This is a genomic window from Lentibacillus songyuanensis (assembly GCF_039548255.1).
Lineage (GTDB): Bacteria > Bacillota > Bacilli > Bacillales > Amphibacillaceae > Lentibacillus_C > Lentibacillus_C songyuanensis.
In genome coordinates this window covers 1-24345 of sequence record NZ_JBCLVH010000014.1, presented here as the reverse complement: position 1 = coordinate 24345, position 24345 = coordinate 1, and the positions used below count along the sequence as shown (strand labels likewise).

29 protein-coding genes are annotated in these 24345 nt (G+C 36.3%); 1 reads left to right on the top strand and 28 read right to left on the bottom strand.

The features are described from left to right. Positions 1–92: 92 nt before the first annotated feature. From WMZ97_RS13940 to WMZ97_RS13820, 26 genes are all read right to left on the bottom strand, one after another. Entirely contained in the window at positions 93–1895 is a 1803-nt protein-coding gene (locus tag WMZ97_RS13940) for a recombinase family protein (protein ID WP_343272704.1), read from the bottom strand. Between the two features lie 62 nt (positions 1896–1957). Further along, complete coding sequence (locus tag WMZ97_RS13935) at positions 1958–2110, bottom strand: SHOCT domain-containing protein (protein ID WP_449826327.1); 153 nt, start codon at positions 2108–2110, stop codon at positions 1958–1960. A gap of 369 nt (positions 2111–2479) precedes the next feature. Continuing rightward, positions 2480–2734, bottom strand: a complete 255-nt coding sequence (locus WMZ97_RS13930; protein WP_343272702.1) for a helix-turn-helix domain-containing protein — start codon at positions 2732–2734, stop codon at positions 2480–2482. After that, entirely contained in the window at positions 2718–3152 is a 435-nt protein-coding gene (locus WMZ97_RS13925; RefSeq protein WP_343272701.1) for an RNA polymerase sigma factor, read from the bottom strand. Before WMZ97_RS13925 ends, WMZ97_RS13930 begins: the two co-directional genes overlap by 17 nt. Positions 3153–3674: 522 nt before the next feature. Then, positions 3675–3875, bottom strand: a complete 201-nt coding sequence (locus WMZ97_RS13920) for a sporulation histidine kinase inhibitor Sda (protein ID WP_343272700.1) — start codon at positions 3873–3875, stop codon at positions 3675–3677. A gap of 308 nt (positions 3876–4183) precedes the next feature. Then, entirely contained in the window at positions 4184–4582 is a 399-nt protein-coding gene (locus tag WMZ97_RS21950; RefSeq protein WP_405027694.1) for a methyltransferase family protein, read from the bottom strand. 97 nt (positions 4583–4679) lie between these two features. Further along, the gene (locus tag WMZ97_RS13915; RefSeq protein WP_343272699.1) at positions 4680–5138 is read right to left on the bottom strand and encodes an SRPBCC family protein; all 459 of its coding nucleotides are present in this window, start codon (positions 5136–5138) and stop codon (positions 4680–4682) included. A 1-nt stretch (position 5139) separates the two neighbouring features. Next, entirely contained in the window at positions 5140–5391 is a 252-nt protein-coding gene (locus WMZ97_RS13910; RefSeq protein WP_343272698.1) for an acyl carrier protein, read from the bottom strand. 24 nt (positions 5392–5415) lie between these two features. Further along, on the bottom strand, positions 5416–5799 hold the full coding sequence (gene acpS, locus WMZ97_RS13905) for a holo-ACP synthase (protein WP_343272697.1): 384 nt from the start codon (positions 5797–5799) through the stop codon (positions 5416–5418). Positions 5800–5809: 10 nt separating this feature from the next. Next, a complete protein-coding gene (locus WMZ97_RS13900; RefSeq protein WP_343272696.1) occupies positions 5810–7060 on the bottom strand; it encodes a beta-ketoacyl-[acyl-carrier-protein] synthase family protein in 1251 nt (416 codons plus the stop codon). 3 nt (positions 7061–7063) lie between these two features. Next, positions 7064–8353 carry a beta-ketoacyl-[acyl-carrier-protein] synthase family protein gene (locus WMZ97_RS13895; RefSeq protein ID WP_343272695.1) on the bottom strand — a complete coding sequence of 430 codons (1290 nt, stop codon included), beginning with the start codon at positions 8351–8353 and terminating at the stop codon, positions 7064–7066. A gap of 3 nt (positions 8354–8356) precedes the next feature. After that, positions 8357–9346 carry a methyltransferase family protein gene (locus WMZ97_RS13890; protein ID WP_343272694.1) on the bottom strand — a complete coding sequence of 330 codons (990 nt, stop codon included), beginning with the start codon at positions 9344–9346 and terminating at the stop codon, positions 8357–8359. 16 nt (positions 9347–9362) lie between these two features. Further along, positions 9363–10190 carry a cyclase family protein gene (locus WMZ97_RS13885; protein WP_343272693.1) on the bottom strand — a complete coding sequence of 276 codons (828 nt, stop codon included), beginning with the start codon at positions 10188–10190 and terminating at the stop codon, positions 9363–9365. A 138-nt stretch (positions 10191–10328) separates the two neighbouring features. After that, complete coding sequence (locus tag WMZ97_RS13880) at positions 10329–11363, bottom strand: methyltransferase (RefSeq protein ID WP_343272692.1); 1035 nt, start codon at positions 11361–11363, stop codon at positions 10329–10331. A 25-nt stretch (positions 11364–11388) separates the two neighbouring features. Beyond that, positions 11389–11790, bottom strand: coding sequence for a cupin domain-containing protein (locus tag WMZ97_RS13875; protein ID WP_343272691.1), 402 nt, complete (start codon positions 11788–11790; stop codon positions 11389–11391). A 173-nt stretch (positions 11791–11963) separates the two neighbouring features. Continuing rightward, complete coding sequence (locus WMZ97_RS13870) at positions 11964–12362, bottom strand: hypothetical protein (protein WP_343272690.1); 399 nt, start codon at positions 12360–12362, stop codon at positions 11964–11966. Positions 12363–12541: 179 nt separating this feature from the next. Further along, the gene (locus WMZ97_RS13865; RefSeq protein WP_343272689.1) at positions 12542–12961 is read right to left on the bottom strand and encodes a sigma-70 family RNA polymerase sigma factor; all 420 of its coding nucleotides are present in this window, start codon (positions 12959–12961) and stop codon (positions 12542–12544) included. Positions 12962–13168: 207 nt separating this feature from the next. After that, the gene (locus tag WMZ97_RS13860) at positions 13169–13393 is read right to left on the bottom strand and encodes a helix-turn-helix domain-containing protein (protein WP_343272688.1); all 225 of its coding nucleotides are present in this window, start codon (positions 13391–13393) and stop codon (positions 13169–13171) included. A gap of 288 nt (positions 13394–13681) precedes the next feature. Next, positions 13682–14269, bottom strand: coding sequence for a TetR/AcrR family transcriptional regulator (locus tag WMZ97_RS13855; RefSeq protein WP_343272687.1), 588 nt, complete (start codon positions 14267–14269; stop codon positions 13682–13684). 75 nt (positions 14270–14344) lie between these two features. Continuing rightward, positions 14345–15070, bottom strand: coding sequence for a hypothetical protein (locus WMZ97_RS13850; RefSeq protein WP_343272686.1), 726 nt, complete (start codon positions 15068–15070; stop codon positions 14345–14347). Positions 15071–15516: 446 nt separating this feature from the next. Then, positions 15517–16752 carry an FAD-dependent oxidoreductase gene (locus tag WMZ97_RS13845; RefSeq protein WP_343272685.1) on the bottom strand — a complete coding sequence of 412 codons (1236 nt, stop codon included), beginning with the start codon at positions 16750–16752 and terminating at the stop codon, positions 15517–15519. A gap of 237 nt (positions 16753–16989) precedes the next feature. Further along, positions 16990–18099: an ABC transporter permease gene (locus tag WMZ97_RS13840; RefSeq protein WP_343272684.1), complete on the bottom strand. Its 1110-nt coding sequence runs from the start codon at positions 18097–18099 to the stop codon at positions 16990–16992. Positions 18100–18117: 18 nt separating this feature from the next. After that, positions 18118–19248, bottom strand: a complete 1131-nt coding sequence (locus WMZ97_RS13835; protein WP_343272683.1) for an ABC transporter permease — start codon at positions 19246–19248, stop codon at positions 18118–18120. A gap of 11 nt (positions 19249–19259) precedes the next feature. Beyond that, complete coding sequence (locus tag WMZ97_RS13830) at positions 19260–20198, bottom strand: ABC transporter ATP-binding protein (RefSeq protein ID WP_343272682.1); 939 nt, start codon at positions 20196–20198, stop codon at positions 19260–19262. Positions 20199–20254: 56 nt separating this feature from the next. Then, positions 20255–20869 carry a TetR/AcrR family transcriptional regulator gene (locus WMZ97_RS13825; RefSeq protein WP_343272681.1) on the bottom strand — a complete coding sequence of 205 codons (615 nt, stop codon included), beginning with the start codon at positions 20867–20869 and terminating at the stop codon, positions 20255–20257. Between the two features lie 212 nt (positions 20870–21081). Further along, complete coding sequence (locus WMZ97_RS13820; protein WP_343272680.1) at positions 21082–21252, bottom strand: aspartyl-phosphate phosphatase Spo0E family protein; 171 nt, start codon at positions 21250–21252, stop codon at positions 21082–21084. 236 nt (positions 21253–21488) lie between these two features. On the opposite strand from WMZ97_RS13820, the gene WMZ97_RS13815 reads away from it, so the two are divergent. Next, positions 21489–21722 carry a helix-turn-helix domain-containing protein gene (locus tag WMZ97_RS13815; protein ID WP_343272679.1) on the top strand — a complete coding sequence of 78 codons (234 nt, stop codon included), beginning with the start codon at positions 21489–21491 and terminating at the stop codon, positions 21720–21722. Between the two features lie 518 nt (positions 21723–22240). Here WMZ97_RS13815 and WMZ97_RS13810 read toward each other — a convergent pair. Further along, positions 22241–23002 (bottom strand): sulfite exporter TauE/SafE family protein, encoded by a 762-nt coding sequence (locus WMZ97_RS13810; protein WP_343272678.1) that lies wholly within the window; start codon positions 23000–23002, stop codon positions 22241–22243. A gap of 101 nt (positions 23003–23103) precedes the next feature. After that, positions 23104–24195 carry a citrate/2-methylcitrate synthase gene (locus WMZ97_RS13805; RefSeq protein WP_343272677.1) on the bottom strand — a complete coding sequence of 364 codons (1092 nt, stop codon included), beginning with the start codon at positions 24193–24195 and terminating at the stop codon, positions 23104–23106. Positions 24196–24345 lie beyond the last annotated feature (150 nt).

Genomic DNA, 24345 nt, shown 5'->3' with positions numbered 1-24345 from the left:
TTCGAATCCCCCTGCTTTTTCTCACGCTTTTTTCACGTTTTTATTCTTATTTTTTGGCTGTTTTGTAAGTTTCTATTGTTAGTTGTAGGTTTTTATTGTTTGGTTACAATTTTCTTACCAATAATGTACAGCACTCCACATGTGTCGTTGCTACTATGTTGATACAATTTGTTATCCTCGTTACCTGTATGTGAACACAATTCATTAGAAGTATTTGATTTTTCCTTTTTCGCATTTTTTCTTGCAGGTTTAAATTTATTTCCATCAAGACTATTACTCAATCCTGTTTTATAGACAAATGTTATCATTGCGGGATCTTTGTTTCCGTCTTCATCTACCCCACCAACAATAACTTTTTCTACAACACTTTCGAACACATAACGATCAAAAGTATCAATAAACTCATTCTGTTCCAACACTTTTTTAAAACCTAATAAACGCTTTTTAATATCTTTTTCTTCTTCCAGATTTGATGTCAGCTTTTCACTCTCTTGAACTTTTTTATCAATCTTCTGTAATATATCGGCATATTTTTCCTCATATGTTTCTTTGTCGATAATATCCTCTAATCTCATATCTACCAACTTGTTCTTTCTAGCTTCTAATAATTGTACCTCTTTTTCAATTTTAGAAAGTTCCTTATGAACAGTGCTTGAACTTAAAACATCTTCCATTCTTTGCAAAAACTCATCTAAAACATCTTTGTTATTATTACACATAACACGATAACTTTCTAAAAATGCTTTTTCAATCGCTGCCTCTGATATCCCTTTACTATCTGGACAAAACTTTTTTCCTTTCTTGGTACTTGTGACACATTGCCAAATAGTCTTATTATATTTGGTGCCGCTATGCCAGCTACGCCTTGTTAAGGTACCTCCGCAAAAGGCACAATCCATCATGCAACTGAAAGTATATTTACGGCTGAATTTTTCACGTTTTCCACCATTTTTTGATACCGTATTTTTTCCTCTACTTCTTCGTAATCTAATTTCCTCTGCTTTATCAAAAATTTCAGCACTTATAATTGGCTCATGATGGTTTCTTAAATAAAATTGATCTTCTTCTCCATAGTTTTCTAATCTGCGCTTGGAAATAGGATCTACTGTAAAAGTTTTTCCTAATAAAATATCGCCTTTATATTTTTCATTCTTAATAATTCCAAGTACCGTTGATTCAGCCCATGTTGGTGTACCTCTTTTGGTTTTATAGCCCAAATTTTCAAGTTCCTTTGAAATGACACTGCCTCCGGCTCCCTCAACATACCTCTGAAATATATACCGTACAATTTCTGCTTCTTTCTCATTTACAGTAATGCTTTTATCTTCTGGATGATAATCATAACCAAGACAACCTTGAAAACCGACTAACTCTCCTCGTTGCATTTTCATCTTTAGACCCTTTTTTACATTAGAAGAAATATTTTCAACTTCTTGCTGTGCAACTGAACTTAAAACTACAAGTAGCAATTCACCGTCCATTGTAAGCGTATTGATCTTTTCATCTTCAAAATACACAGCTATATTTCTTTCCTTTAGCATACGGACATATTTCAGCGTATCCAAAGTATTTCTTGCAAACCTGGATATTGATTTGGTAATTATCATATCAATATTCCCATTCATGCAGTCATTAATCATCCGCTGAAAGTCTTCTCGTTTTATTACCTGCGTTCCTGTTATAGCCTCATCAGCATATATATCGGCTAATACCCATTCAGCATTCTTTCTAATTAAATCAGTATAGTAAGCAACCTGTGACTTATAACTGCTTAACTGATCTTCTGTATCCGTACTCACACGACAATATGCTGCAACTCTTAGACGTTCAATTACTTTACCACGCTTTTGACTCGCTAAAGTATTCCTTGCTTTTATCACTTCAACTTCTGCCATTACAAACCCTCCCTTTTGTGTTCCTTCTATAGTGTATATTATATAATTAGAAGGAACACAATTCAAGTTGTAATGTCAGAAATAACACCATAATCTTTCTTTAATTTATTTTTAACAGTTACATATTCCTTCTCTGTAATTAATTTACGGGTAAGCAGTTGTTTTAACATAGCAATTTGCATACTATATAGAATTAAATTCTGTTTCAAAAACATGCCTCCCTACCAAATTGATTAAAAATCAGACGGCTGTTGGTACAGCTCCACGGGAATTTCACCCCTGCAAGTATTTCTTCCAGCCCTACTCATGGTTTGTGACGCTTCAAACGCTCGAACTGTGACTGTAGGGGAGTATCATTATCCTAACTGATGGGTCATCGCCAGCAATCCACCACGATTGCGTTAGATTCATAGATTATCGCTCGTTTCCAGAGAAGGTCATGGCGTAAGAATCAGGTGGCTTATCATCAGTAGAACGTATCTGATTTTTTGATATACTACACGGTTTTATCTTCTCGTGTTTTCTTTGTCAAAGAGCAAAAGAAGTATTGCAAAAGGTGAAAGGGGAATGATAATTATTTTTACTCAAATCTTGAAAATTAAAATTGATTGCATGAGTTTTGATCGTAAGCTGTCACGTATATCCTCATCTATGCCCCAATAGGTATTTCCACGTTCATCGCGGAGTTTACGCATAGATAAACTAGCCATGTAGCTTCCGTAATGTTGGACAACAATCTTCATTGCTTCCGGCTCACCCTTATTTGCAGCTAAAATAATTGGATACGGCAACAAACCTTGCTCATTGTTTTCCGTATTTGTATTAATCATCCCATTCATCTGCACGCTCCTCCAAAAATCGTTTTAACAGTTCAAAAGAGCTTGTCCGCCTATACTGTATGGTACTGCGTGGAATATCTAGTAGTTGACCTATTTCCACATCAGACATATTAAAAAAATAGTATAGTAGAACGGTGGTGCGCTTTTCATCTGGCAAAGTATGCATAGCTTCAGCAAGGAGTTTCGGTGTAATTCTCTTTCCGGCCACTTGAAAACTCTGTGTTGCCTCACCCTCATACTGCTTATCTAATGTAAAGAGTTGATTTTCTTCCTGCGAGGTAAGGTCAGAAAATGTCATTTCCCGTACTTGTCTTTGCTGCCTTTGTTTGTAAATGTTAATTGCTTCATTCTTTAACACTCGTTTGCAAAAGCCATTAAAAGCACAGCGTACTTGCCATTGGGTACGAGCAGGTTCCATACATTCAGCTCCCTTCGCAACTGCAAAGGCGGGTGATGATTTCCCCTTTCATAACCCTCAACAATCGTTTTTTAGAAATGCCGAAAATATGAGTAAGTTTTTAAAAAAAATCGTATAAAACATAAAAAATCCAACTAAACATATATAGGTTCGAAGTAAAATTAATCGAAAACACTCCGTAAACCCATACTTAAGTTGAATTTAAAAACCCGTTTTGAAAAACGAATAATCAAAACGGGTTGGTTTTATGGTTAGTATTAAATAGTGTGAATAAAATGGACTATCCAATTCCACAGTAGCTTCAGCAGACATTATTATTGGATATTATAGAATATGAGATTTTAAATGAGATAAAAGCCATTGGAACTAATTCTGTTCCAATGGCTGTTTCTTATTTTGATATATTACTAATAGAGCTCACATTTCTGCAGCTATTGACTCATTCGACCATAAACAGCTAGGCTCAAAATACTCGTAAACCGAATATACATAAATAACGAATTGAAATAATTTTTAAAAAAATTATAGGTAGGTTCCCGTAACACAATTTAGTGTTTTTCTTTTATATTTGTTGCGATTTTCAGAACCCCTTTGCTCCTGTTGGATCGTAATTCTACGACGGTCCATTTCTTTTCTAATAATATGCTGAAAATCCTTATCCAAATCTAATTCTTTTGCCTTTAGGTAAGCCTCAACTAATAAATCATTCGACAATTCCCTCATTATATTGCCACTTCCTAACTTTAAATATTACTTAATTTATTACTTTTGAAAAATGGCCAGGTCATCATCCCCTAATAATTCCAAAAAGGACTAGGATATAGATAAAAGTTAACCGTATACAAGTGATGCAATCCTATTGTTCTGCCTCCATGTCATATCAGCAATTAATAAAAGAACTGTATATTTCCTACTTCTTTATTTTCTCTCTGGAAGAGGAATATATATTTTTCTATTTGAATTCTTTCTAATTATACTTATAAGCACTCCCAACAGAATGATTAAAAGGGGATATATTATTTTCATTGATATCATCCTCCCACATTAGAACCTTTATTAGAAATTAACATCGGGCACCAACGTGACACACTTTCAAGGTATACCTCATACTCATTACCAAATTTCTTTCTTAGGGAAGGCTCTTCAACCCGGACCACTAGAAAATGTGATAGTATGCAAAAGGTAATTAACCAAAGTAGAATCATTAAAGAATCAAAAAACATGGTCTCACTAAATAAAATAATACACATCCCCAGCGCCATAGGATTCCTTAAAACTCGGTATGGCCCAGACGTAATTAGCTTGTTAGGAGGCTTATCCCGAAGCGGTGTATCCAAGTCCACATAGATTATCTTTGCTGATTTAATTAACAGCAATGAACCTGATATACACAAAATTACTGCCAGTAATTTAATCAGTATGAACGTCATGGATGACAACTGAAATAAAAACAACCGCACCGAAAAATGAAGACACATGGGGATTACCACCCCTATCATCATTGGTATCATAAAACTAATGAGATGCTTAAATTTCATAAGCTTCTAATGCATTGGTCTCGATAATTTCTTTGATTCTATTCTGATTTACCTTAGTATGTTCATTCATTCTTTTACACACCACTTCTAGTGATTCCGGAAATGATTTATCGAGTTCAAAGTCCTGTATCCATGTCATTATTGTACCGTTTTCATTCTCCTCATAAGACCAGGTTAAGTGCATATATTCAAATGGATACATTGGTTCAACCCTTTGGGCAATAGCAACCAGATCCTCTTTATCCAGTATCCTCCATGAACGCCACTTATTTTTTCCATTCCCCAGCTCAAATGTCAATTTGGAAAAACGCCCTTCTCTGCTATGTGTTAAGACATTAGAGCTTTTGTATTCTTTGAATAATAACGACCATTTTTCGATGTCATTCGTAATCTCAAACACTTTTAAAGGTGTTTCTTTAATCAAAATACAGTTTTTGATTCTTGGCATGTTAATTACACTCCTTTTCCATCGAGATTCGCTTTTCAATGAATGCAGATAAATCTTTTAGAGTCTCTAAACTTTTTAATTCCTCTACATCTACGTTAATCTGGTATTTTGATTCAATGACCATTGCTATTTCGACCAATTCAGTCGAATCTATCATTAAATCATCTTTAAGTGATGCATTTTCCTGTTTTAATTCCTCTGACAAAAAACCTGCATCAAGCATCATCTGCACAAAATTTGATGAAAAAGCCATTGGGTAACCTCCTTGGTTTTGATATTATTTTTCAGCTATCACCATTGCTCCCGCGATACCAGCATCATGTGAAATACTGCCGTGGAACGTTGAAATACTCAAGTTATTCGCTATCTTTTTAGCTTGCCCATGCAAAATAATCTTGGGTTCTCCGTTGTAACCTTTTAGTACTTCGATATCCTTCAGAGAAACTTCGGCAGCCCATTCAATAAATGTTTTTATAACAGCTTCCTTCATAGCATATCTACCTGCTAGGGAATTCCAATTATAACCTTTTTGGTTTTTGCAAAGATCTAACTCCCGTTCCGTATATATTTTTAGGAGTCCTTTGTAACTCCAGCGTTTTTCAATGCCTTTTATACGTTCCACGTCAACTATGTCTATACCTACTGATTTAATTAGGTTCATAATTAAACCTTTATGCCTCTACACTGCTAGAAAGTATGATTGATACATTTGTACCGCCCATTCCACGAGATAAAACCATACAATGACTATCCTGCATATCTTGGTTCTCCTCTTTGCAAACCAGGTTTAAATCTTCGAAACCAATTGCCGGTATTTCCAAATTTGCTGTAGGTGGCAAAGTGTTATTTTTAATCCCTTCCAAGGTCATGATTAAATCTGTTGGGGCTGCTGCTCCCATCAGGTGCCCTATTGATGCCTTTGGTGCACTGATTGGAATACTTGCTGCTCTCTCACCTAATGCTTCTCTAATTCCATAAATCTCTGTACCGTCTTCAGCAGGAATCGCCGAACCATGAGCGGCAATGTAAGATAGTTTTTCAGGAGTAATCTCTGACTTCTCCAGACTCTTTAAAATACTTTTCGATAACCCCTTACCGTCAGGTCTCATTGTGTAATAAGGATAATAAGCATCATTTGTTGCAGACCAGCCTGTTATTTCCGCCAATATGTAGGCTCCGCGTTTAACAGCATGATTGAATTCCTCTAATACAACAAATGAGCTTCCTTCGCCAATAACACTACCACTGTGTTGCGAATCAAATGGTCGATACACAGAATGAGGTTCCGAATTACTTTTTGTTAAATAACCGCTAGTCTGGCAGCAAAGCCATCCATAAGGAGAAAGTGGCGCCTCGGTTCCTCCTGCCAAAACAACATCAGCTTGATTCATACGGATTGCCTCTGCACCACCGGTAAGAGCAAAAGCTCCACTTGCTCGATCAGATATGAACGTCCTAGCTTTACCTTTTATACCAAATTGAATGGTAATGTTTCCTTGTGGTGCTGCGGAAAACCACGCAGTTGCCTGATATGGACTTATATTTTTCTCCCCTTTAGCCCACAGATTCCTTAGTTCTCTTTCCGCAAATTCCCATCCACCCAAAACATTTCCAACCATAACTCCAACACGTTCAGGATTTGTCTTTTTCAGATTGAGCTTTGCATTTTCAATTGCCATCTTCACAGAGGCAAGTGCAAGATGTGTAAAACGATCTGTTTTTTTAACCAAACGTCTTGGTATGAAATCAGTGACTGTAAAATCATCAATTTGTCCGGCAATTTGTGAAGCGTACGCTGTAGCATCAAACCTTTTGATAGGTTCAATGTGTGATTTTCCTGTGGTAATACTTCTCCATAACAACTCCGGACCGATACCTGCAGGAGTTATACATCCATACCCTGTGATTACTACCCTTCTCACCGCCTAACCCCTCCCCCTCGGTCTTTCCAAAATCATCGCCGAATGTAAACCTGAAAATCCACTTGCAATGCTTAAAATTCTATCACCATCCCAATCCCTCGACTCATTAGGCACATAATCAAGATCACAATGTTCATCCTGATATTCATGATTGAGCGTTGCATGAATTGATCCATTCTCAAAACTAAGGACACTTGCTATAATCTCCAATGCGCTTGCAGCCGATAATGGGTGCCCTTCTAGGGATTTAGTAGAATTAATAGGGATACTTTTTGCATACTCTCCAAAAGCACTTTTAATTGCACTAGTTTCACATTTATCATTCTGAGGTGTTGAACTCCCGTGACCATTTATATAATCTATATCATGAGGATTTAAATTCGCTTCTTTTAAGACTAAATTAATAGCCCTTGTTAAATCCTCACCTTCACTAACTAGATCCGTCATATGCAACGCGTTACTAGTATTTGAAAAGCCAGTAATTTCTCCATAAATATGTGTATTTCGCTCTATTGCATGTGTCCATTCTTCCAATATCAAAACACCAGAGCCCTCTGATAGAACAAATCCATCTCTTTTTCCATCATAAGGTCTCGACGCCTTACGCGGCTCATCATTATATTGGGTAGAAAGGCAATTGATAATGTCAAATGAACCTACCGTTATTGGTGTAATTGGAGCCTCAGAAGCACCGGCTATCATTATATCTGTCTCTCCACTCTTGATTTGTTCGTATGCATAGCCAATCGCGTCAATTCCCCCAATACAACCAGTCGATAAAGTAACACAAGGCCCTTCAGCACCAATCAAGGATGCAATAATCGTTGAAGGTGTATTTGACATTGATGACAAATATAATGATGGGGAAACCTTCATAGGATCGATTGGCTCTTCACCATTATTAGTAACTTTTAAAAATTCCTCTTCCATGTGTTTTGTACCGCAAATGGCTGTTGACAAAGAAACCCCTAACCTGTCCAAATTTAATTCATGAGATTTATTCGTTAATTTTGCATCTTCTTTGGCCAATTCACTTGCTAGTATTGCAAACTGTATATACCGATCTAAATCGTAAATATCACTGGGGATATTAATATTTTCCAGTTTAAAGTCCTCTACCTCCATAATAACCTGTGACCCAAATTTGTGACGATGTCTAAAAAGGCTGGAGGATTTCACGTCTTTAAGACTTTTGCCCTTACTGTTTCCATTTGTTAAAGCAGACCAGAACTGGTCTTTTCCAATACCTAGTGGACTAACTACTCCAATACCTGTTATCGCTACTCTATTCATTATTCATCTCCTCGCTACTAGTACGGGATAGGGAACCATTTTAATAATATTGGTATCTGAATATCCTAGATCCCTTAAAATAAGAGCTAGCTCATTGGAAGAATAAGTCCTACCGCTACTAGTGTTAAGATACATACTTAAATTAATTAGCAAAGGTATAAAACTTTCTGGTTCTGAAAAAGCATCAACAATGATAAGTCTCCCATTTGTTTTTAATGTGTAATAGATTTTCTTTAATAGTTTTATACTACGTTTTGTCCCCAAGAATCTTATGGTATGTGAAATAATGACAACATCATATTGCTCTCCAGGATAGTCATAGTTTTCGAAGTTACCATGAAGAAAATGCAAATTATCTAAGCCGAATTCCTTTGCCTTTTTACAAACATCGCTCTTTTTATCAATTGTGTCCAAGCTATAAACCTGACTGCTTTCATTTTTTATTGCAAAAGCAATGCTCCATTCACCACTCCCGCAATTAATATCAAGTATTTTACTATCAGCACCAATATTAATATCATCTGTCAATTTCCAAGCGACAGGGAATGTTATGGGAAATAGTCCGGGTGCAATTTCTTGAGAGTTACATTTATGCGCTGGACCAAATTGTATCGCCTGTGTTAAATTTGACCAGGAATCCCATTGTTTCATTACAGCACCTAAATGGCCCCCAATATAAGATGGACCATCTTCAAGCAAGTAAACTTTACTTATTGGGGACAAACTATAATTGTTTTTTTCCTTGTTCAATAAACCTAATGCTAAAAGCGCTTCTAACAATCTTTCTATTCCATCTGTATCACATTTTAGTTTCTCAGCTACCTTTAAAGGCGTATCCATTCCGGAGTTTATGGTTCCAAAAATATCTAATTCTATTGCTGTAGACAAAATTTTACTTCTTACAAAAGCAAAATTCATATCCAACAAGTCAGCACCAGGCATTACTTTTGTGTACTGATCAATGACTTGTTGTTGATTTACATCAATTGGCATCCGGATAGCTCCTTTCCTAATTGATTATTGCAACTGCCCTTATCCAACTTGCACCTGCATTTTTAACAGCCACAGGAAAACAAGCAATTTTAAATCCGAAAGGTACCTTTAATTGATCTAATCCTGCTAGACGCTCAATATGAACATACTCACTTTTTCTTCCAAGCATATGACAAGGCCAAAGATCCTCTTGATTCCTTGAGTTCATGAAGCGAGTCACCATATGCATAAATGGAAGGTCGAAACCGTTAGTATCTATACCAATAACTTTCACGCCTTGATCTAAAAGCCATTTTGTAGCATCTTTACTCATCCCTGGATGATCTGTAAAGTAACTTTTTTGCGGCCAAAGTTTGTCATAGTCTGTCCGGATTAGAACAATATCCATAGGCTTGATTTCATAATCAATTAATTTTAACGCTGCTTGAAGATCCTTTTTAGTTATCACTGATCCAGCCTGTTTTGAGGTGAGATCCAATACAACGCCATCAGAGAAACACCAATCCAAAGGGATTTCATGAATATATTTCGAGGGCTTCCCCTCACATTGCGGACCATAGTGAAATGGTGCATCCAGATGAGTTCCACAATGAACGGACAATGTTAGAATTTCATCACTCAGAAACATACTGTCAGGAAAGCTGTCTTTGTTAAAAATCTTCCTATTTTTGTAGAACTTTCTTAAGTTAATTACCTTCTTCCAAAGTGGAGCCTTTTTGGGAAAATGCAAGGCTCTCCAAATTTTGTTTCCACCAGGCCCATGTTTAATTTGATCCGCTTTCAAAAACTTGGGATCAAAGCTATTTGACTCAATTGGCATTGATAAATCTATAATATGAGGCATTTTCCACCCCCTGTACTTCATTATTTGTTATAATTTAACCCTTCTCATCCTGCTCATATACGAATCAATATTTTCAAATTTACTGTAATCAGGGGTGTGATATTAGCTACTCTTTTGTTGATACCACACCCCATTGCTTCATGATTTTATACAAGTAACCAAGGAAGAGATAGGGGAAATCTTCTTAATTTCAAGTTGACTAAAACCAATTTTATTTAACCAGGCTTCTAGCGTTTTTTCATCATGTGCTTCACCTTCTGCGGTATTCGCCAACAAAATAAGATTAAATAAAAATGGAAAAGACGCTTCTGCCCTTTCAGGCAAATGAGCGTGAATAATCAATTGTCCACCTGTTGGTAGAGCAGCGTAAATTCGCTTTAAAAGTTGATAGGATCTCTTTCGACCATATCCGTCCAAGACATGGGATAATAGAATTGAATCAATACCCGTTGGAAGCGGATCATTAAATAAATCACCTGGATAAAAGGAAATTTGATCCTGTAAATTTGCATTTCGGACATACTCTGATGCCACATCACAAACCGCAGGATAATCCATAGATGTGATTTTAATATTTGGGTTGGCTAAAGCAATTTCAATGGAATAAGCCCCTGAACCACATCCTAAATCGGCTAAATGCTCTCCTTTAAGTAAACACTCTTTTGCTAGCGTTTTAGCCTGTACAATCGCACTTCCGTGTAAGGCTTTTACGAACTTTTTCGTCCCCTCCCGTTCCTCTTTTTGACCGGCACCTTCATTTGCGTAACCTTCTATACCAACTCTTCCTGTTATTGACGTGTTTGTTCTGAGTGCTTCGCTTAGAATTGAAAAATTGTTAAAATGGGTACTCTGATGTAAAGCTAAGTCTCCCATGTATGTTTCCTTACCTTTAACCAAAAACTTACTCGATACTGGCGTATTAGTATATAATTCTCCTGTTTTTGCAACTAGCCCTGCACCACGACATGCTTTCAATAAAATCCGGACAGGTCTACTTTTTAAAGAGAGTTCTTTTGATATTTCATCCTCTGTTCGGCCCTGGCTATCCAAATAGTTGAACAACCCCGTCTCCACTCCTAAAAATAAAGCTTTGGATCCTAAGTACCCTGTCATTAAACTGTGAATTGCTGAAGGTTCGACTTCCAGCTGCTTCTTAACCCCTAATCCATCCACGGCAAATCCTCCTTTAGATCAACAGTTATTTTTTATTAAACTGGTATGATTCCTCGCTCAAAAAATAGTTGTGAATAGGCGGCCGTTCTGTTGGTGCAACAACGATAAATTTACATTCTTCATTTTCAGCTGTCTCAAACCCATGTGCTTCATTTCTTGGAATAAATATAATATCGCCTTCTTTAATTTCCACTGAACGTTTTTCTTCTGGAAGAATTAATTTGCAAGATCCCTCCAGGACAAAAATCTCATGTTCCCAATCATGGTAATGGGGCGGGGTAGAGCCTTTTTCCGAAACATGAAATAATGTCATTACAAACCGATCCGCACCATCTGGTGTATCGATTAACCTTCTTAATGTAGTTTCCTTTGCTCCCGGTTCTCTCACAATGTCTGGCTTTACTTCTTCAAGATTGCGTTTGATCATTTCTATACCTCCCGTGAAATTTTGTGTTCATATAACTAAGAGACAATAGGTTGAAAAAAGGTAACCCAAATTGGCGAACTTCCAATAATCCAGAATTGTATAATAACGGTGGCAAAACTAAACAAAAGAATAACTGGCGCTTTTTTTACTAATGGACATTTCCAACAAATATTTTAGAGCTTAAAAAATCCACCTGTATTTTGGAACAGGTGGACGATCGCACGATATGAAAATGGGGTGGTGCTTGTGACGCTAGTTCGGTCATCTGAGCCGATAACGGAAAAGTAATCATTATTTCTAGATATATCAGTCTGCTCTTGTTTCCTGTCTACATCACTAAAATTTGACAAATTACCTATACCTTCGTATTGTGATGATATGCTTTCTTTTTGTTCCATAATAGAAATAATGTTCTCGCTTATTTTTTCTGCTTCTCCATCAAATGATATTGATGTCTGGATATCAAATTCATCATCAAATAGATTGTTGTTTGCCTGTGCTGTTAGTACATTACTCATTAAGAATAAAGAAAACAAAAAAGACAAAACAAACAACTTTACCACTTTTTTCATTTCAATCAACCTTTACATTTTTTATACGTTGCATCTCCAAGAGTAATACATTGTAGGAATTAATAGTGACTGTTTTAAAATAATCCCTACCTTTTAAAATATCTACCAATCTAGTTCAGGTTTCTATTAGCAAGGGTTATAAGTAGAATGATTTCATATTAAATTATTGAGCTTAACACTTATTCAAATACCAGTTGGTCCCTCATTTTGTTTAATGCCATTTTCTTTACTTTTAAAACAGTATTTTTTGATATGTTCAAATCACCACAAATTTGGCTGATTTTCTTATCTTCCCAAAATATCCCATAAATTATAGTTTGTTCTCTGTCATCTAATTTACGAATCGCATTTTCTATAATTAACCTGTTGACTACTTCTTCATCGAATAATCTATCATGTTCCACGGGTATCATGTTGATTTTTTCTTCGCCTGTACCATCCGAAAAATAGGGTTCGTTTAAAATTAATCGTTCCCTTTCATAAATATTATCCGACTTTTTTCTAATCCTTAAAGAACGACCTTTAATACAAATGTTTATAAAGGAAATGAACTCCATCTCAGCCTTGGATAATGGTGCATTTTCGAAATCAATTGACATTTTTGATAGATACCCCCTTATTAACAGGACCTATTAATAAAGAGACATCTACTTACAAAAAAGTCCAATATACGTTTCTAGCATATTTTATAGTTAAGTTGAAAAAGTTGCATTACCGGAATGTATTCCTTTAAAAATGTTCCTTTCTTGTTCTTGTCTACTTATCCCTTGAAAAGAGTTATTCCACGCAGAAATACCCCGTTCATATCAAGAATGGTCCCGAAACTGAAACCTTTGAACCGATTGCACAAATTCGGCTGTTAGCTCGGCCTTATGATCTTCTTTATTATTGGGACTCACACCGTGTGTGCATTTATTTAACAAGGGATCAAATTTTTTTAATAACAATTCCCAGCTTTCACTGTCACCCTGCTTAGCTGCCTTAACTAAAGAAACATAGTCAACATCCTTGCTTGTATTATATTTTGTCATGCCCAAAACCTCACTCCTTATTAATTAATTGTTCAATTAATTTTATATCAAAAAAAATATTTATTCCCAACCAGGAGCCATTACACCAGCTTTCACGAATCAAAATGACAGATGAGCAAGAAGCATAGCAACGTCTAGTTAGTCTTACAGATTAACTATAGATGATCCCTTTAAGTTTGGGATGTCTTGTTTCCACCTACTGTAGTGTAAACAAAGGTTTCCTTACAAAGTTACCGATCTTGTGCACTAACCTATTTGGTTTCAACACCCCCTTTTATCATGCATAAATTATTGTAAGGCTTTGACTAACTGAGAAACTGTCAATTCAATAAAAGCATTTCTTTCCCTATCACTATCATGATAATGATCAAAAATCAAAAAGTACATAAAAAATGATGTAAGTGCATTACGAACAGCATTTTCAATGTAGAATTCCTGTTTTCCGTTTCCAGTTTTCTCTTTCAAGAAATCAGTTATAATCATGGTAGCCTCTTGAACAAGGGTATATAATTTTTTATGAATTTTCGGGTCTCTCTGCGACTCACCGAAAAACATCTGTATTAATTCAGATTGTCCTTTTAAAAATACAAATATGGTATTAAACACTTTTAACATAAACTGATCTGTCGGTTCATCGTAACTGGTGTTCGATATAAGGTTTTTTATTTCATGATTAACAGTATTTTTTTCTATGATAGTCCAAAGTAAGTTTTCCTTTGAACTGAAATAATGATATATTAATCCACTTGTTAGATTAGCTTCTTCAGCTATATCCTTGATCGTACTTGATGAATAACCTTTCTCTGAAAACAATTTTAATGCAGCCTTCATAAGTTTTTTTTTCGTTTTTTCAGCTTTCAAACTTTTATTGGTCAAGGTCAATGACATCTCCCAAAAATTTTTTGTTAATTAACTGTTTAATTAATATTTTACACATGCTTGGTGATAATATCAATTCTCAAAAATAATTCTTGGATGCCATTTATTAATTTTCTGTACCTTAAATCTCATATACTCACGGTCATGTTCAAAACAATAGCGATACATACCTTCTGGGAATGTTATTTTTGATTGAGCCGTATTTCTTTTATGGTAGTCTGAAAAAGCCTTTAGATATTTAAAAGCATAACCTTGATGATGTTTAAAAAACTTAAATACATTTCTAACAAAATTATCATTCAAATAAGCATTTAATTTCTTCTCATCTACATCAATCATTTTCTTTAAATCTCTTCTTAGGCCTTTTCTGTTCGCACCATTCTGTAGTAGGTAGCCATTTTCGTCATAAAAGAATTGTTTTGCAAAACTAAAATCAATATTAAAATCCGTCACCCATGTTTTATAATCACTTTTATACATTTGAAATAAAATATCTAATAATTCTTTCTGATTTTTGGCAAAAATTACATGGAACCCCTCCTGACCCAATTCTTCTATATAACACTTATAAATATTATAACATTGCGGTTCGTTAGGTAATTTGATCTCTTTAAAAATCCATCTATTCTTTTCGTTGATCTCATCGCGTATTTCCTGTAACGTCCCGTTTCTATATTTCCTAATATACCATTCTGTTAATTGATTCGCTGCATCTAATTTATCCGTTGCCCAAAAAACATTTAGTTCTCCCCTCTTTAAATCGTATTTAGGATACACCTTGAACAGACGATCTCCCATATTGCACAACACAGCCTTTCTATTTTAATCTATTTTATAAAAGAGACATAACCTGCATATGATGGTGTAGACATTTTAAATTAACACTTCAAATATTTAATTAATACTTGAGAGGCCGATACATAGGTGAAAAGTCTTAATTCTAATTTACAAAAATAATACCGCATGAAGTCAGGATTTTGCAAATTAGACTTCACGCGGTTTCATTATTTTAATAGTGTTTTCCTAGCCCAATTAAATACATTGGACTTTTTTGACCACCACTTAATTTTCCCTTATTAATTCCGTTCCATACAGAAGGCTTGAAGCATTCCTAACAAGACAAAACTTTATTCCCAACAATTTCTATAAAAAGGGTCGATCATCTTTCGATTATACAGTTTGGAAAACACGGGCAATAGACAGTCAGGTATTGCTCGATGTGTCGTAAAAAATTCTCCTTCACACTATTCGCGTATATGCTCAGGTCTTACTCCGATACCAACAATACGTCCCATAAGATAACGCAGTTGAGGTATTTTCTTAAACAATTTAAATACTAATGGCATCTTACGTGATGGGTCGTCATGCAAGTTTTTCGGATAGAGTCCACTCAGCGCGTGTACTTGGAACGCTTGCGTAACTCGCATCGGGAACTTCCGCCTACGTTGAACAAGTTTTAGGTCATGAATGGAAGGGGTTTTCCCTTTTTTCAGAATGGGTCCTAAAATATTGGCAGTTGCCACACCATCTTGAATAGCCAAGTTAATACCAACACCTCCAGCAGGTGACATAGCATGGGCTGCATCACCAATACATAACAAGCCTTCGGAAAACCAGCGTTCTAAACGATCAACACTAACTTTTAAAAACTTTACATCATCCCAATCATTAAGTTCCATTTTCAGTCGATCATCCAGTTGGGGAAATAATTCTTTAATGTTTGATTGAAATGCGTTTAAACCTTCGGCCTTCACGGTGTCATACTGTCCATTCGGAATAACGTAGGCCATTTGCCAATAATCACCCCTATTAATACAAATAAGTACATACCCACGACCAGGTCTAAAAAAGGGAAACTCCTCACCCTCTTTACGAGAAAGTCTAAACCAAAGTACATCCATAGGAGGTGACTTTTCTATCACTTTCAGATCCGCATTACTCCGCACAATAGAATGTCTGCCATCGGCACCGATTACAAGATCCGCACGTATTTTTATTTGCTGACCGTCTTGTGTATATGCTAAAACTCCAACGGTGCGATCACCATCACTAATAAGTTCGGTAGCCTCCGTATTCATCATAAGTTGAAAATTAGAATAAGCATGAGCTTTTTCGGTAATAAAGTTCAAAAAATCCCATTGAGGCATGAATGCGATATATGGACATGACACCTTAAGACGATGAAAGTCTGCGAAAGTAACAGGAGTGCCAGCCATTTCTACCGTAACCTGCCTCATTTTAGCATGCGGAAGGCGCAGAAACTCATCTATCCATCCCAACTCAACAAGAAGTTCTAATGTTGATGGATGAATCGTGTCACCGCGGAAATCACGTAGAAAATCCTCATGCTTTTCTAGTACCGTCACATCTACACCTTGACGCGCAAGCAATAATCCTGTAATCACTCCGGCCGGTCCACCACCAACGATGCAACATGTTGTTTTTTCATTTTGTTCGCGAATAGAAGGTTCATTCTTCATCGTCCATTCCTCCTTCAACCTTACTAAAATCATGAACGTTTTTATAGTTCGAGATTGTTTAATGTAAAGGTGTATTCAATGATTTATCTTATTGTTACATTCATCTTTTCAGCGCCTGGACAGAAATTTCTCCAATAAAAAGCTTTAGCAAAGTACCGGTACATCATTTTTGGCCATTACGTCAAGATCATAGATGGATACATACCCAATATGAAATATTTCAAATTAAATGGGCTTTTATTGACCACCACTTATGTTTCCTTTTAATTCTCGACTATATATATAGGGAACTAGGAGCACTCCTACCAGGCCAGCAAGCAATATCATCATGTACTGGACAAGGTTTAGGCCTGTGCTAAAACCATGAAGAAGTGGATTCAGCCATTCGAAAACGTAAGAAAACAACCAGAAGGTAGAAAACCCACGTGCTATTGGCGGTAGCATAGATACACCTGCGAACCCTCCCGCAGCAAAGAATGTACCGATAAATGTAATGATAATAATCGGTTGAAGAATATGGAATCGTTTCAAGAAGTGAGCTACGATCATGCCTAAAGTAGCACACATGATCATTACCGGTATCATTATCAAATAAACCTGTAATAGATGATGCAGATCCAGTTGAAAGGCAAAGATTCCTAACAATAAGGTTGGTAATGAAGCCAGTATGGCAACCGTTCCAGACGCAAGTGTGATGCCATATCCTGCTGCATGTGTGCCTACAGGTGTTAGCAAAATTTCCTTTCGTGTTCTGTTTTCTCGGTCAAAACTAAATAAATTGGCCGCAACAATCGTTGCACTCAACATAAGCGATAACAAAAATGCACTGCCTGCAAAAAAAGCAGAACGCGGTACCGCATAAGATTTCTCAGTCAATAGATTGGTCTCTATTTGTAAATCGCCACGATCATCCATTTCTTTTAACAATCCATGTTCCAATCTAAGTTTAACGTTTTTCATCATATCTGTATTGATATTATAGGTGTCTGTGTAAACTTTGTTCGTATTTTGGAAATCCTTCGGTATTGTAATGGCCATGTGAAGCCGTCCTTCTTCGACGGCATTTTTTGCCTTCTCAGGGTCCGTTTCTATCACGTTGAAATAAGGAGCTAACTCGGAATGAACACTTTCAAGACTATTTATAAGCTCATGAGAAGCATCCGTATTCGATTTATCAATTAAACCAATTGACCAGCTATCACTCCCTCCCATGATGGTCGATACCAAAATTAAAACGACAATGGGCAATATAAACGGCGTCACAAGCAACTGTTTTTGCCGCCTTAATATTTTTAAGTTTCTTTTATATACTGCAACCATGGCATGAAGCCACGCCTTCATTCCCATTTTCATTCCTCCTCAATTTTATTGTCCACCAGAAAGGCGTAACCCTTTACGCAGCATATGAATAGAAGCTGCACCAAACACCAAAATAAGACCTGTCGTCATGACCAAACTCATCATATTAAACGTACTGCTGCCCGTAATAATTAATAAACGAAGCTGGTTCGTAATATCGGTCACCGGAATATAAGTTGCGATCTTCCATATAAACTCAATCACACCTCCATGAGCGAATCCCCGAATAGAAGATTCGTTTCCAGAAATCAAATAGATGGATATCCCAACAAGGGCGGATAGTGTGACAATAGGTAAAGTTTTTTTAATCGTTGATGCTGCTAAAGCGCCGATAGAGGCACCAAGCAAAAATAAAATAAATAACCAAAAGACAAACGTCATATTCATACGGGTTAGTGGAAAATCTAGGACGAAGAATAAAACAGCCATAACTAACAGTGTAGATACAAATGTCTGGATAAATGATGTGATCCACTTACCTAAAATCAAGGATGAGAAGCTTGCAGGTGTCAAAATTAACTCCTTGGCCGTTCGATCTTCCCACTCTCTAGCCAATAACATTCCTGTATTTACCATGGCAGCATATAAAACGGCAAACACCAATAATCCAATACCTGTATACCATTTAAAAGAAACATCTTGCTCAAATTTTGAAAAACCCTTATCCACCGCAATGTTTTGATCTGGTGCAAGCTTTTCCTGGAAAAGGTATATTGCGTGCGACAAACGAAGTTGTAAATTCTTAGTCGTATCTGCGTTCATGTTGTGAACACTGAGAGTTACCTTTGGAACCTCGCCATTTTCGATGCTTTCATCAAAAGTTGACGGAATTTCTATGAGCCCTGCAACCTTTCCGGATTCGTATTGCTTGGATGCCTTTTCGGGATCAGTCGTAAGTATTTCAAAATAAGAACCATCAACTGACTTCATTTCCTTCATCATATCAACGAACTGGTCACTATATATGCCTTCAGAACCTTTAGAAATGGCAACTGGATTTGTAAACGAAAGTTGTGCTACGAGCGAATACAAGAAAATAAACACAACTGGCACAATAATGCTTAAGATAAGCATAGCTGTATTACGAGCAGAAATTTTCAAGTCTTTTTCAACAATCGATCGGATAGCTGTCAACATATCAATCCCCCCTAATTTCTTAATTGTCTTCCTGTAAAGTGTAAAAACACATCATTTAAAGTAGGTTCTCGCATTTCAAAGCTCCCCATCACATCTGCTAGTGGCTCAACTTTTTTCATAATGTCAAAATGAGAATTCTTGTTAGGTATGGAAACCCGAACAGTCGTTTGATCTACTTTCGTATCATAATGAGAATGCAAATAATCGTATGCGGTTTGCGCCGATTGTTCCGAATCAAATTGAAATATCAACAGATTTTGGTGAATCTCTTCCTTAAGTGACTGCGGTGTTCCACGTACGACCTCTTCTCCATGGTCGATAATCATAATCTCGTCAGCAAGATATTCTGCCTCTTCCATATTATTTGTTGTGAGAAGTACCGTTTTTCCTTCGGAAGCAAATTCACGTATATGGTTCCAGATGGAGTTTCTGGATTGCACATCAACCCCAAGTGTCGGTTCGTCAAGCAGGATAATTTCAGGCTCCGTTATTAAAGCACGTGCAAGGGATAAACGCCGCTGCATTCCACCAGAGTACGTTCCAACCCGATCATGTTGTCGTTTTGTCAATCCAACTAGCTTTAATACTTTATCTGAATAATCATGCCACTTGTCTTTTTCCAGTCCATAGTACCCTGCATGAAATAACAAGTTTTCCCTAGCAGAAAGATCATTATAAAGAGCTGTTTCTTGTGGTACCACCGAAATTAAACGTCTAACCTTTTTCATATCTTTCATTGGGTCAAGTCCAAGAACTTTAACATTTCCTGCCGTTGGTCGGTTTAATCCATTAATTAAATTAATCGTGGTGGTTTTACCGGAACCATTTGGTCCTAATAAGCAAAACACTTTTCCTTTGTTGATATGAAGGTCTAAATCCTTTAATGCATAAAACGTGCCTCCCTTATTCTTGTAAGCTTGCTCCAATTTCGTCGTTTCAATAGCAACCATATATAAAACCTCCCATTTATTAAGTACTTACTAAATATATGAGCGAAAAGAAAGTATCAATCAGTTTTGATACCTTCACTTAACGCGTGAACAATGGTTTCTAAATATATCTTGTGCTCTTTTTCTGTACCCGTTTTACCACATGTGAGGAAATAAATAAATAATGACCCTATAAAATGCCTGGCCAATGACTTATAATCCAAATCCTTAATTTCCTTCTTTTCAGCCCTCTTTTCTAAAAATCCTCCAAGGGCTGTAACCCCTTGGTTAACGATTGCTTCAAATTTATATGCAATTTTTGAATTTCTTTGCGCCTCACCAAAAACCATCACAACAAATGATGATTTATTGACCATCAATTTTAACAACTTTTCACCCAGCCGATAAAGCGTCTGATCGATGGGAAGCTCATCATGAAATTGCAGAGTCTGCCGCACCTCCTCCAAGAAATTATGTTTTGTCAAAATCGCATTCAAAAGTTCCTCCTTTGACGAGAAGTAATGGTATATGAGTCCATCTGTTACACCAGCTTCTTTAGCAATGTCTTTAACTGTTGTTCCCGTGTATCCTCTAGTTGAAAACAACTCCAAAGCAGTATCAATTAAACTTTCTTTGCGTTGTGCCGATCTCTCAGATTGTTTTATTTTAATCACCCATTTTCTAATTTGCATGCATTTAATTAAGTACTTACTTAGTATTATACTTTTTAATTATTAGTTGTCAAGTCAAAAACTGTATGCTGAAAGGCTAGATGTTACATAGCATAAATCACCATCGTTAGGTATTCTTAATCAACATCACGAGTTTTACACAAAGTCAATCAAATTTGTCATGTAACATAAAATCCAACAAAAATAGCATTGTACGAGCTTTTTATGCAATGCTATTTTTGTTGTGTTAATTTCATATATTCATTTATTAACAAGTCTAATTGTTGACTGGTCTGAATAGTTGAAAGATGATTTATACCCTTTTCATCACTGGTCTGAATCATCCTTATTTTTAAGGATTTAATTTCTTCACTTAATTCACTTTTTGACTTCAAAGTTTTCACCACTGTGCTTTTGTTATGTAATACAAAATAGTTGCAATTAATTCTTTAGCAGTAGATCAATTATTTTGATAAGTAGTCGTATAAGACCACTAGAATAATTATTTTTATAAACGTCTCCTCCTTATCTTTCAATGTTTGTTTAATATGCCCTTCAGATACATACGCTTATGCGTAATAAATCACCCTCATTATAATGTACGCTTAAACGTAAAGTCAATATATGGGGAGATATTTGAATGAAGAAAGTTAAGCTACAAATTAATCAACTATTATATAATCGTAATATGTCACTTACTCAACTCCATGCTAAGACTAGTATCCGTCTAGCCGCATTAAGTGAATTAGCAAGTGGAAAAAGACAACGAATTCAGTTTGATCATCTAGAAAAAATTATACAGGCACTCGATATTGAAGATATGAATGAAGTGTTTTCTATTGTGGAAGAGGGTGAAGAAAATAATGTAAATTAAGCCATTTCATTTACATATAGTTGAATCAAAACTAACTATTTTAAAACGCTACATATTAGTTAATACACTAAACCACCACTTGTTCACCCTTAAGAGAGAAAATGGTGGTTTTAGATAAGTGAGAACTTTTTTCTGCAATCATCCCGTTAGTAACTTTTTCTAACGTTAATACAAGTTGCGAAATTTACGTTGTCTTCGTTGCATCATCCAAATATTTCATAGATAACCAAACTTGTATCCGATGCATCCACAATATTAAGGATAACAAGGCCACCATTAAAAGGAGGAAACTTGGATTGATAAGTTTTCTCCTTTTAGTTTGGTGAGTACTGGATATAAATAGTAGAAGGGGCTATCCCATAGCCTCTTAAATAAGGGGATTTTAATAATCAAATAATATTTTCCTCTTTAGAATAAGGGGAGAGTCTTTATCACTGACTATGCTGCGAGACAGCCGAAAGATAAGGACAATGCGTCAAAATTTAATGTTTGAATCAACCGGGATTTCTATAAATATTCTAAAAATCATAGAAACCCAGAAGCTTTCCTGCCATGAAAAATACGGTGATGATGAGAAAAACCCGAATCCATTTATCACCCTTATATATGGCAATATGACTTCCAACCCAGGCACCAAAGGCATTACCAACCGCCAAAGACAAACCAAGATACCAATTAATTTGACCGTGAATAATGAATACAAAAAGAGAAACCAAAATGTAAATTCCACCGACAAAAACCTTAATACTGTTTGATTTGACAAGATTAATTCCAAAAATCGCTGTTAAACCAGCAATTATAAAAAAACCGGCTCCTGCTTGAATAAACCCACCGTAAATCCCCACAAAAAAGAAAGTAGTGATACCCAACACTTTACGAATGATAGAATACTCGCCATTGCCAATCGCTGAAATTTTCTTTTCCGGCTTCCAGATAATAAATATAACTGTAATTACCATTATAACAGCAAGTATCCGGTTAAATAATTGGTCCGATATAGAGACGGCAAGGTTGGCCCCTATTACTGACCCTATAATAGCTGGAATGCTTAACAAGAAACCAAGGTTTTTGTCAAAGTATCCTTTTCTATAAAAATTTGTGGTCGCCGCAATGCTTTGGACCACTATAGCAACTCGATTGGTTCCATTCGCAACAGCAGATGGTAAACCAAGAAAAATTAAAACAGGTAGGGTTAAAAGAGATCCCCCTGCAGCCATTGTATTAATAATGCCTGCTATAAAACCTGTAATTAGTATTAGGAAAATATCTGTAAAAGACATAATAAACATCCCTTAGTTCGGTTTGGTAAAACAAAAAACTCAATATAAGAACTTCAGTCCGCCTAACCAAGATAGACGGACAAAAGAAGAATCTCAATCATTTATGAACTTAAACCAATTCTCGAACCTGTATAAACTGATTGAGGGTAAATCAGGGGACCGTTAGCAGCCTCTATTGAATGTGCACACCATCCTACCGATCGGCTAACCGCAAAAGTTGCTGTTAACAAATTGTTATCAAAACCAACAGCATTCAGCAGCGTGGCTGCATAAAATTCAACGTTGGTTATAAATTGTTTATTAGGCTTATATTCCTTAAGCAATTGTAGTGTCATTTCCTCAACATGAATGGCCAAATCCAACTTGTTGTCAGTTCCAGACAGTTTGATTGCGATATTTTTTAGTGGTAAAACTCGCGGATCCCGATACTTATACACTCGGTGGCCAAACCCCATGATTCTTTTCCCAGCTTCGATTTTCTCCCGTAACCACCGCTCCGTGTTTTCCTTTGAGCCAATCTCTTGTATATTCAAAGAAATTTGAGGTAAAGCTCCTCCGTGTAACGGTCCTTTCAATGCAGAGATTGCCGCAGATACTGATGAGACAATATCTGCCCGAGTTGATGTAATTACTCTAGCTGCAAAAGTCGAAGGATTCATTCCATGCTCCAAAGTTGAAATTAGATAAGCCTCTAGTGCTTGAATTTGTTCTAATTCGGGTTGAGTTCCCCTTATCATGTATAGGTAATTCGCAGTGTGACCTAAACGCATACTTGGTTCGACAGGCTTTCTTTTACAAATACGATTGTATCTATAAGCTATTATTGAAGGTATTTTAGCGCATATTGATAGCGACTGTTCTACCGTTGGGGGGAAACTGAATTCCCCTAAGGTCGAAATTGCCGTTCGAAGTACACTTAGCATATCAACATTTGTAGGAACAGTATCAATGATTTCTTTCACATGTTCCGGCAACGGACGATAAAGTGCCATTTTATTTTTAAAACTAAATAATTCATCTACAGAGGGAAGGTGTCCGATCAACAAAAGATGGACAACTTCCTCAAATACATGATTTTTCGCTAACTTCCCTACCTCGTATCCTCTATACTCAAGCAAACCTTCGTCACCGTCTATAAAACATAATTTCGTCTTTGCTACAGCAACATCTGCAAGATCAGTAGACGTGATCATACTATTTTTTCTCTCCTTTTGGTCGCTCTACCATATGAAGCATTATAGATCTCTTTTCCAAGCAACTCTCTCCTGAGTATTGCGGACAGAATGAGCCAGCTGTGCGGAGTTTTGAGCCACCGTTTGCGGACAATTGAGCCAGTGAATGCG

Bases quoted from the DNA above. Each gene is read 5' to 3' on its own strand.
- WMZ97_RS13830 (WP_343272682.1), bottom strand. From the start codon at position 20,198: ATGGTTGCTATTGAAACGACGAAATTGGAGCAAGCTTACAAGAATAAG.
- WMZ97_RS13845 (WP_343272685.1), bottom strand. From the start codon at position 16,752: ATGAAGAATGAACCTTCTATTCGCGAACAAAATGAAAAAACAACATGT.
- WMZ97_RS13925 (WP_343272701.1), bottom strand. From the start codon at position 3,152: ATGGAACCTGCTCGTACCCAATGGCAAGTACGCTGTGCTTTTAATGGC.
- WMZ97_RS13895 (WP_343272695.1), bottom strand. From the start codon at position 8,353: ATGAATAGAGTAGCGATAACAGGTATTGGAGTAGTTAGTCCACTAGGT.
- WMZ97_RS13865 (WP_343272689.1), bottom strand. From the start codon at position 12,961: ATGTCAATTGATTTCGAAAATGCACCATTATCCAAGGCTGAGATGGAG.
- acpS (WP_343272697.1), bottom strand. From the start codon at position 5,799: ATGAACCTAATTAAATCAGTAGGTATAGACATAGTTGACGTGGAACGT.
- WMZ97_RS13835 (WP_343272683.1), bottom strand. From the start codon at position 19,248: ATGTTGACAGCTATCCGATCGATTGTTGAAAAAGACTTGAAAATTTCT.
- WMZ97_RS13890 (WP_343272694.1), bottom strand. From the start codon at position 9,346: ATGCCAATTGATGTAAATCAACAACAAGTCATTGATCAGTACACAAAA.
- WMZ97_RS13850 (WP_343272686.1), bottom strand. From the start codon at position 15,070: ATGGGAGATCGTCTGTTCAAGGTGTATCCTAAATACGATTTAAAGAGG.
- WMZ97_RS13860 (WP_343272688.1), bottom strand. From the start codon at position 13,393: ATGACAAAATATAATACAAGCAAGGATGTTGACTATGTTTCTTTAGTT.
- WMZ97_RS13870 (WP_343272690.1), bottom strand. From the start codon at position 12,362: ATGAAAAAAGTGGTAAAGTTGTTTGTTTTGTCTTTTTTGTTTTCTTTA.
- WMZ97_RS13910 (WP_343272698.1), bottom strand. From the start codon at position 5,391: ATGGCTTTTTCATCAAATTTTGTGCAGATGATGCTTGATGCAGGTTTT.
- WMZ97_RS13805 (WP_343272677.1), bottom strand. From the start codon at position 24,195: ATGATCACGTCTACTGATCTTGCAGATGTTGCTGTAGCAAAGACGAAA.
- WMZ97_RS13815 (WP_343272679.1), top strand. From the start codon at position 21,489: ATGAAGAAAGTTAAGCTACAAATTAATCAACTATTATATAATCGTAAT.
- WMZ97_RS13875 (WP_343272691.1), bottom strand. From the start codon at position 11,790: ATGATCAAACGCAATCTTGAAGAAGTAAAGCCAGACATTGTGAGAGAA.
- WMZ97_RS13940 (WP_343272704.1), bottom strand. From the start codon at position 1,895: ATGGCAGAAGTTGAAGTGATAAAAGCAAGGAATACTTTAGCGAGTCAA.
- WMZ97_RS13915 (WP_343272699.1), bottom strand. From the start codon at position 5,138: ATGCCAAGAATCAAAAACTGTATTTTGATTAAAGAAACACCTTTAAAA.
- WMZ97_RS13825 (WP_343272681.1), bottom strand. From the start codon at position 20,869: ATGCAAATTAGAAAATGGGTGATTAAAATAAAACAATCTGAGAGATCG.
- WMZ97_RS13920 (WP_343272700.1), bottom strand. From the start codon at position 3,875: ATGAGGGAATTGTCGAATGATTTATTAGTTGAGGCTTACCTAAAGGCA.
- WMZ97_RS13810 (WP_343272678.1), bottom strand. From the start codon at position 23,002: ATGTCTTTTACAGATATTTTCCTAATACTAATTACAGGTTTTATAGCA.
- WMZ97_RS21950 (WP_405027694.1), bottom strand. From the start codon at position 4,582: ATGACGTTCATACTGATTAAATTACTGGCAGTAATTTTGTGTATATCA.
- WMZ97_RS13935 (WP_449826327.1), bottom strand. From the start codon at position 2,110: ATGTTTTTGAAACAGAATTTAATTCTATATAGTATGCAAATTGCTATG.
- WMZ97_RS13885 (WP_343272693.1), bottom strand. From the start codon at position 10,190: ATGCCTCATATTATAGATTTATCAATGCCAATTGAGTCAAATAGCTTT.
- WMZ97_RS13840 (WP_343272684.1), bottom strand. From the start codon at position 18,099: ATGGGAATGAAGGCGTGGCTTCATGCCATGGTTGCAGTATATAAAAGA.
- WMZ97_RS13930 (WP_343272702.1), bottom strand. From the start codon at position 2,734: ATGAATGGGATGATTAATACAAATACGGAAAACAATGAGCAAGGTTTG.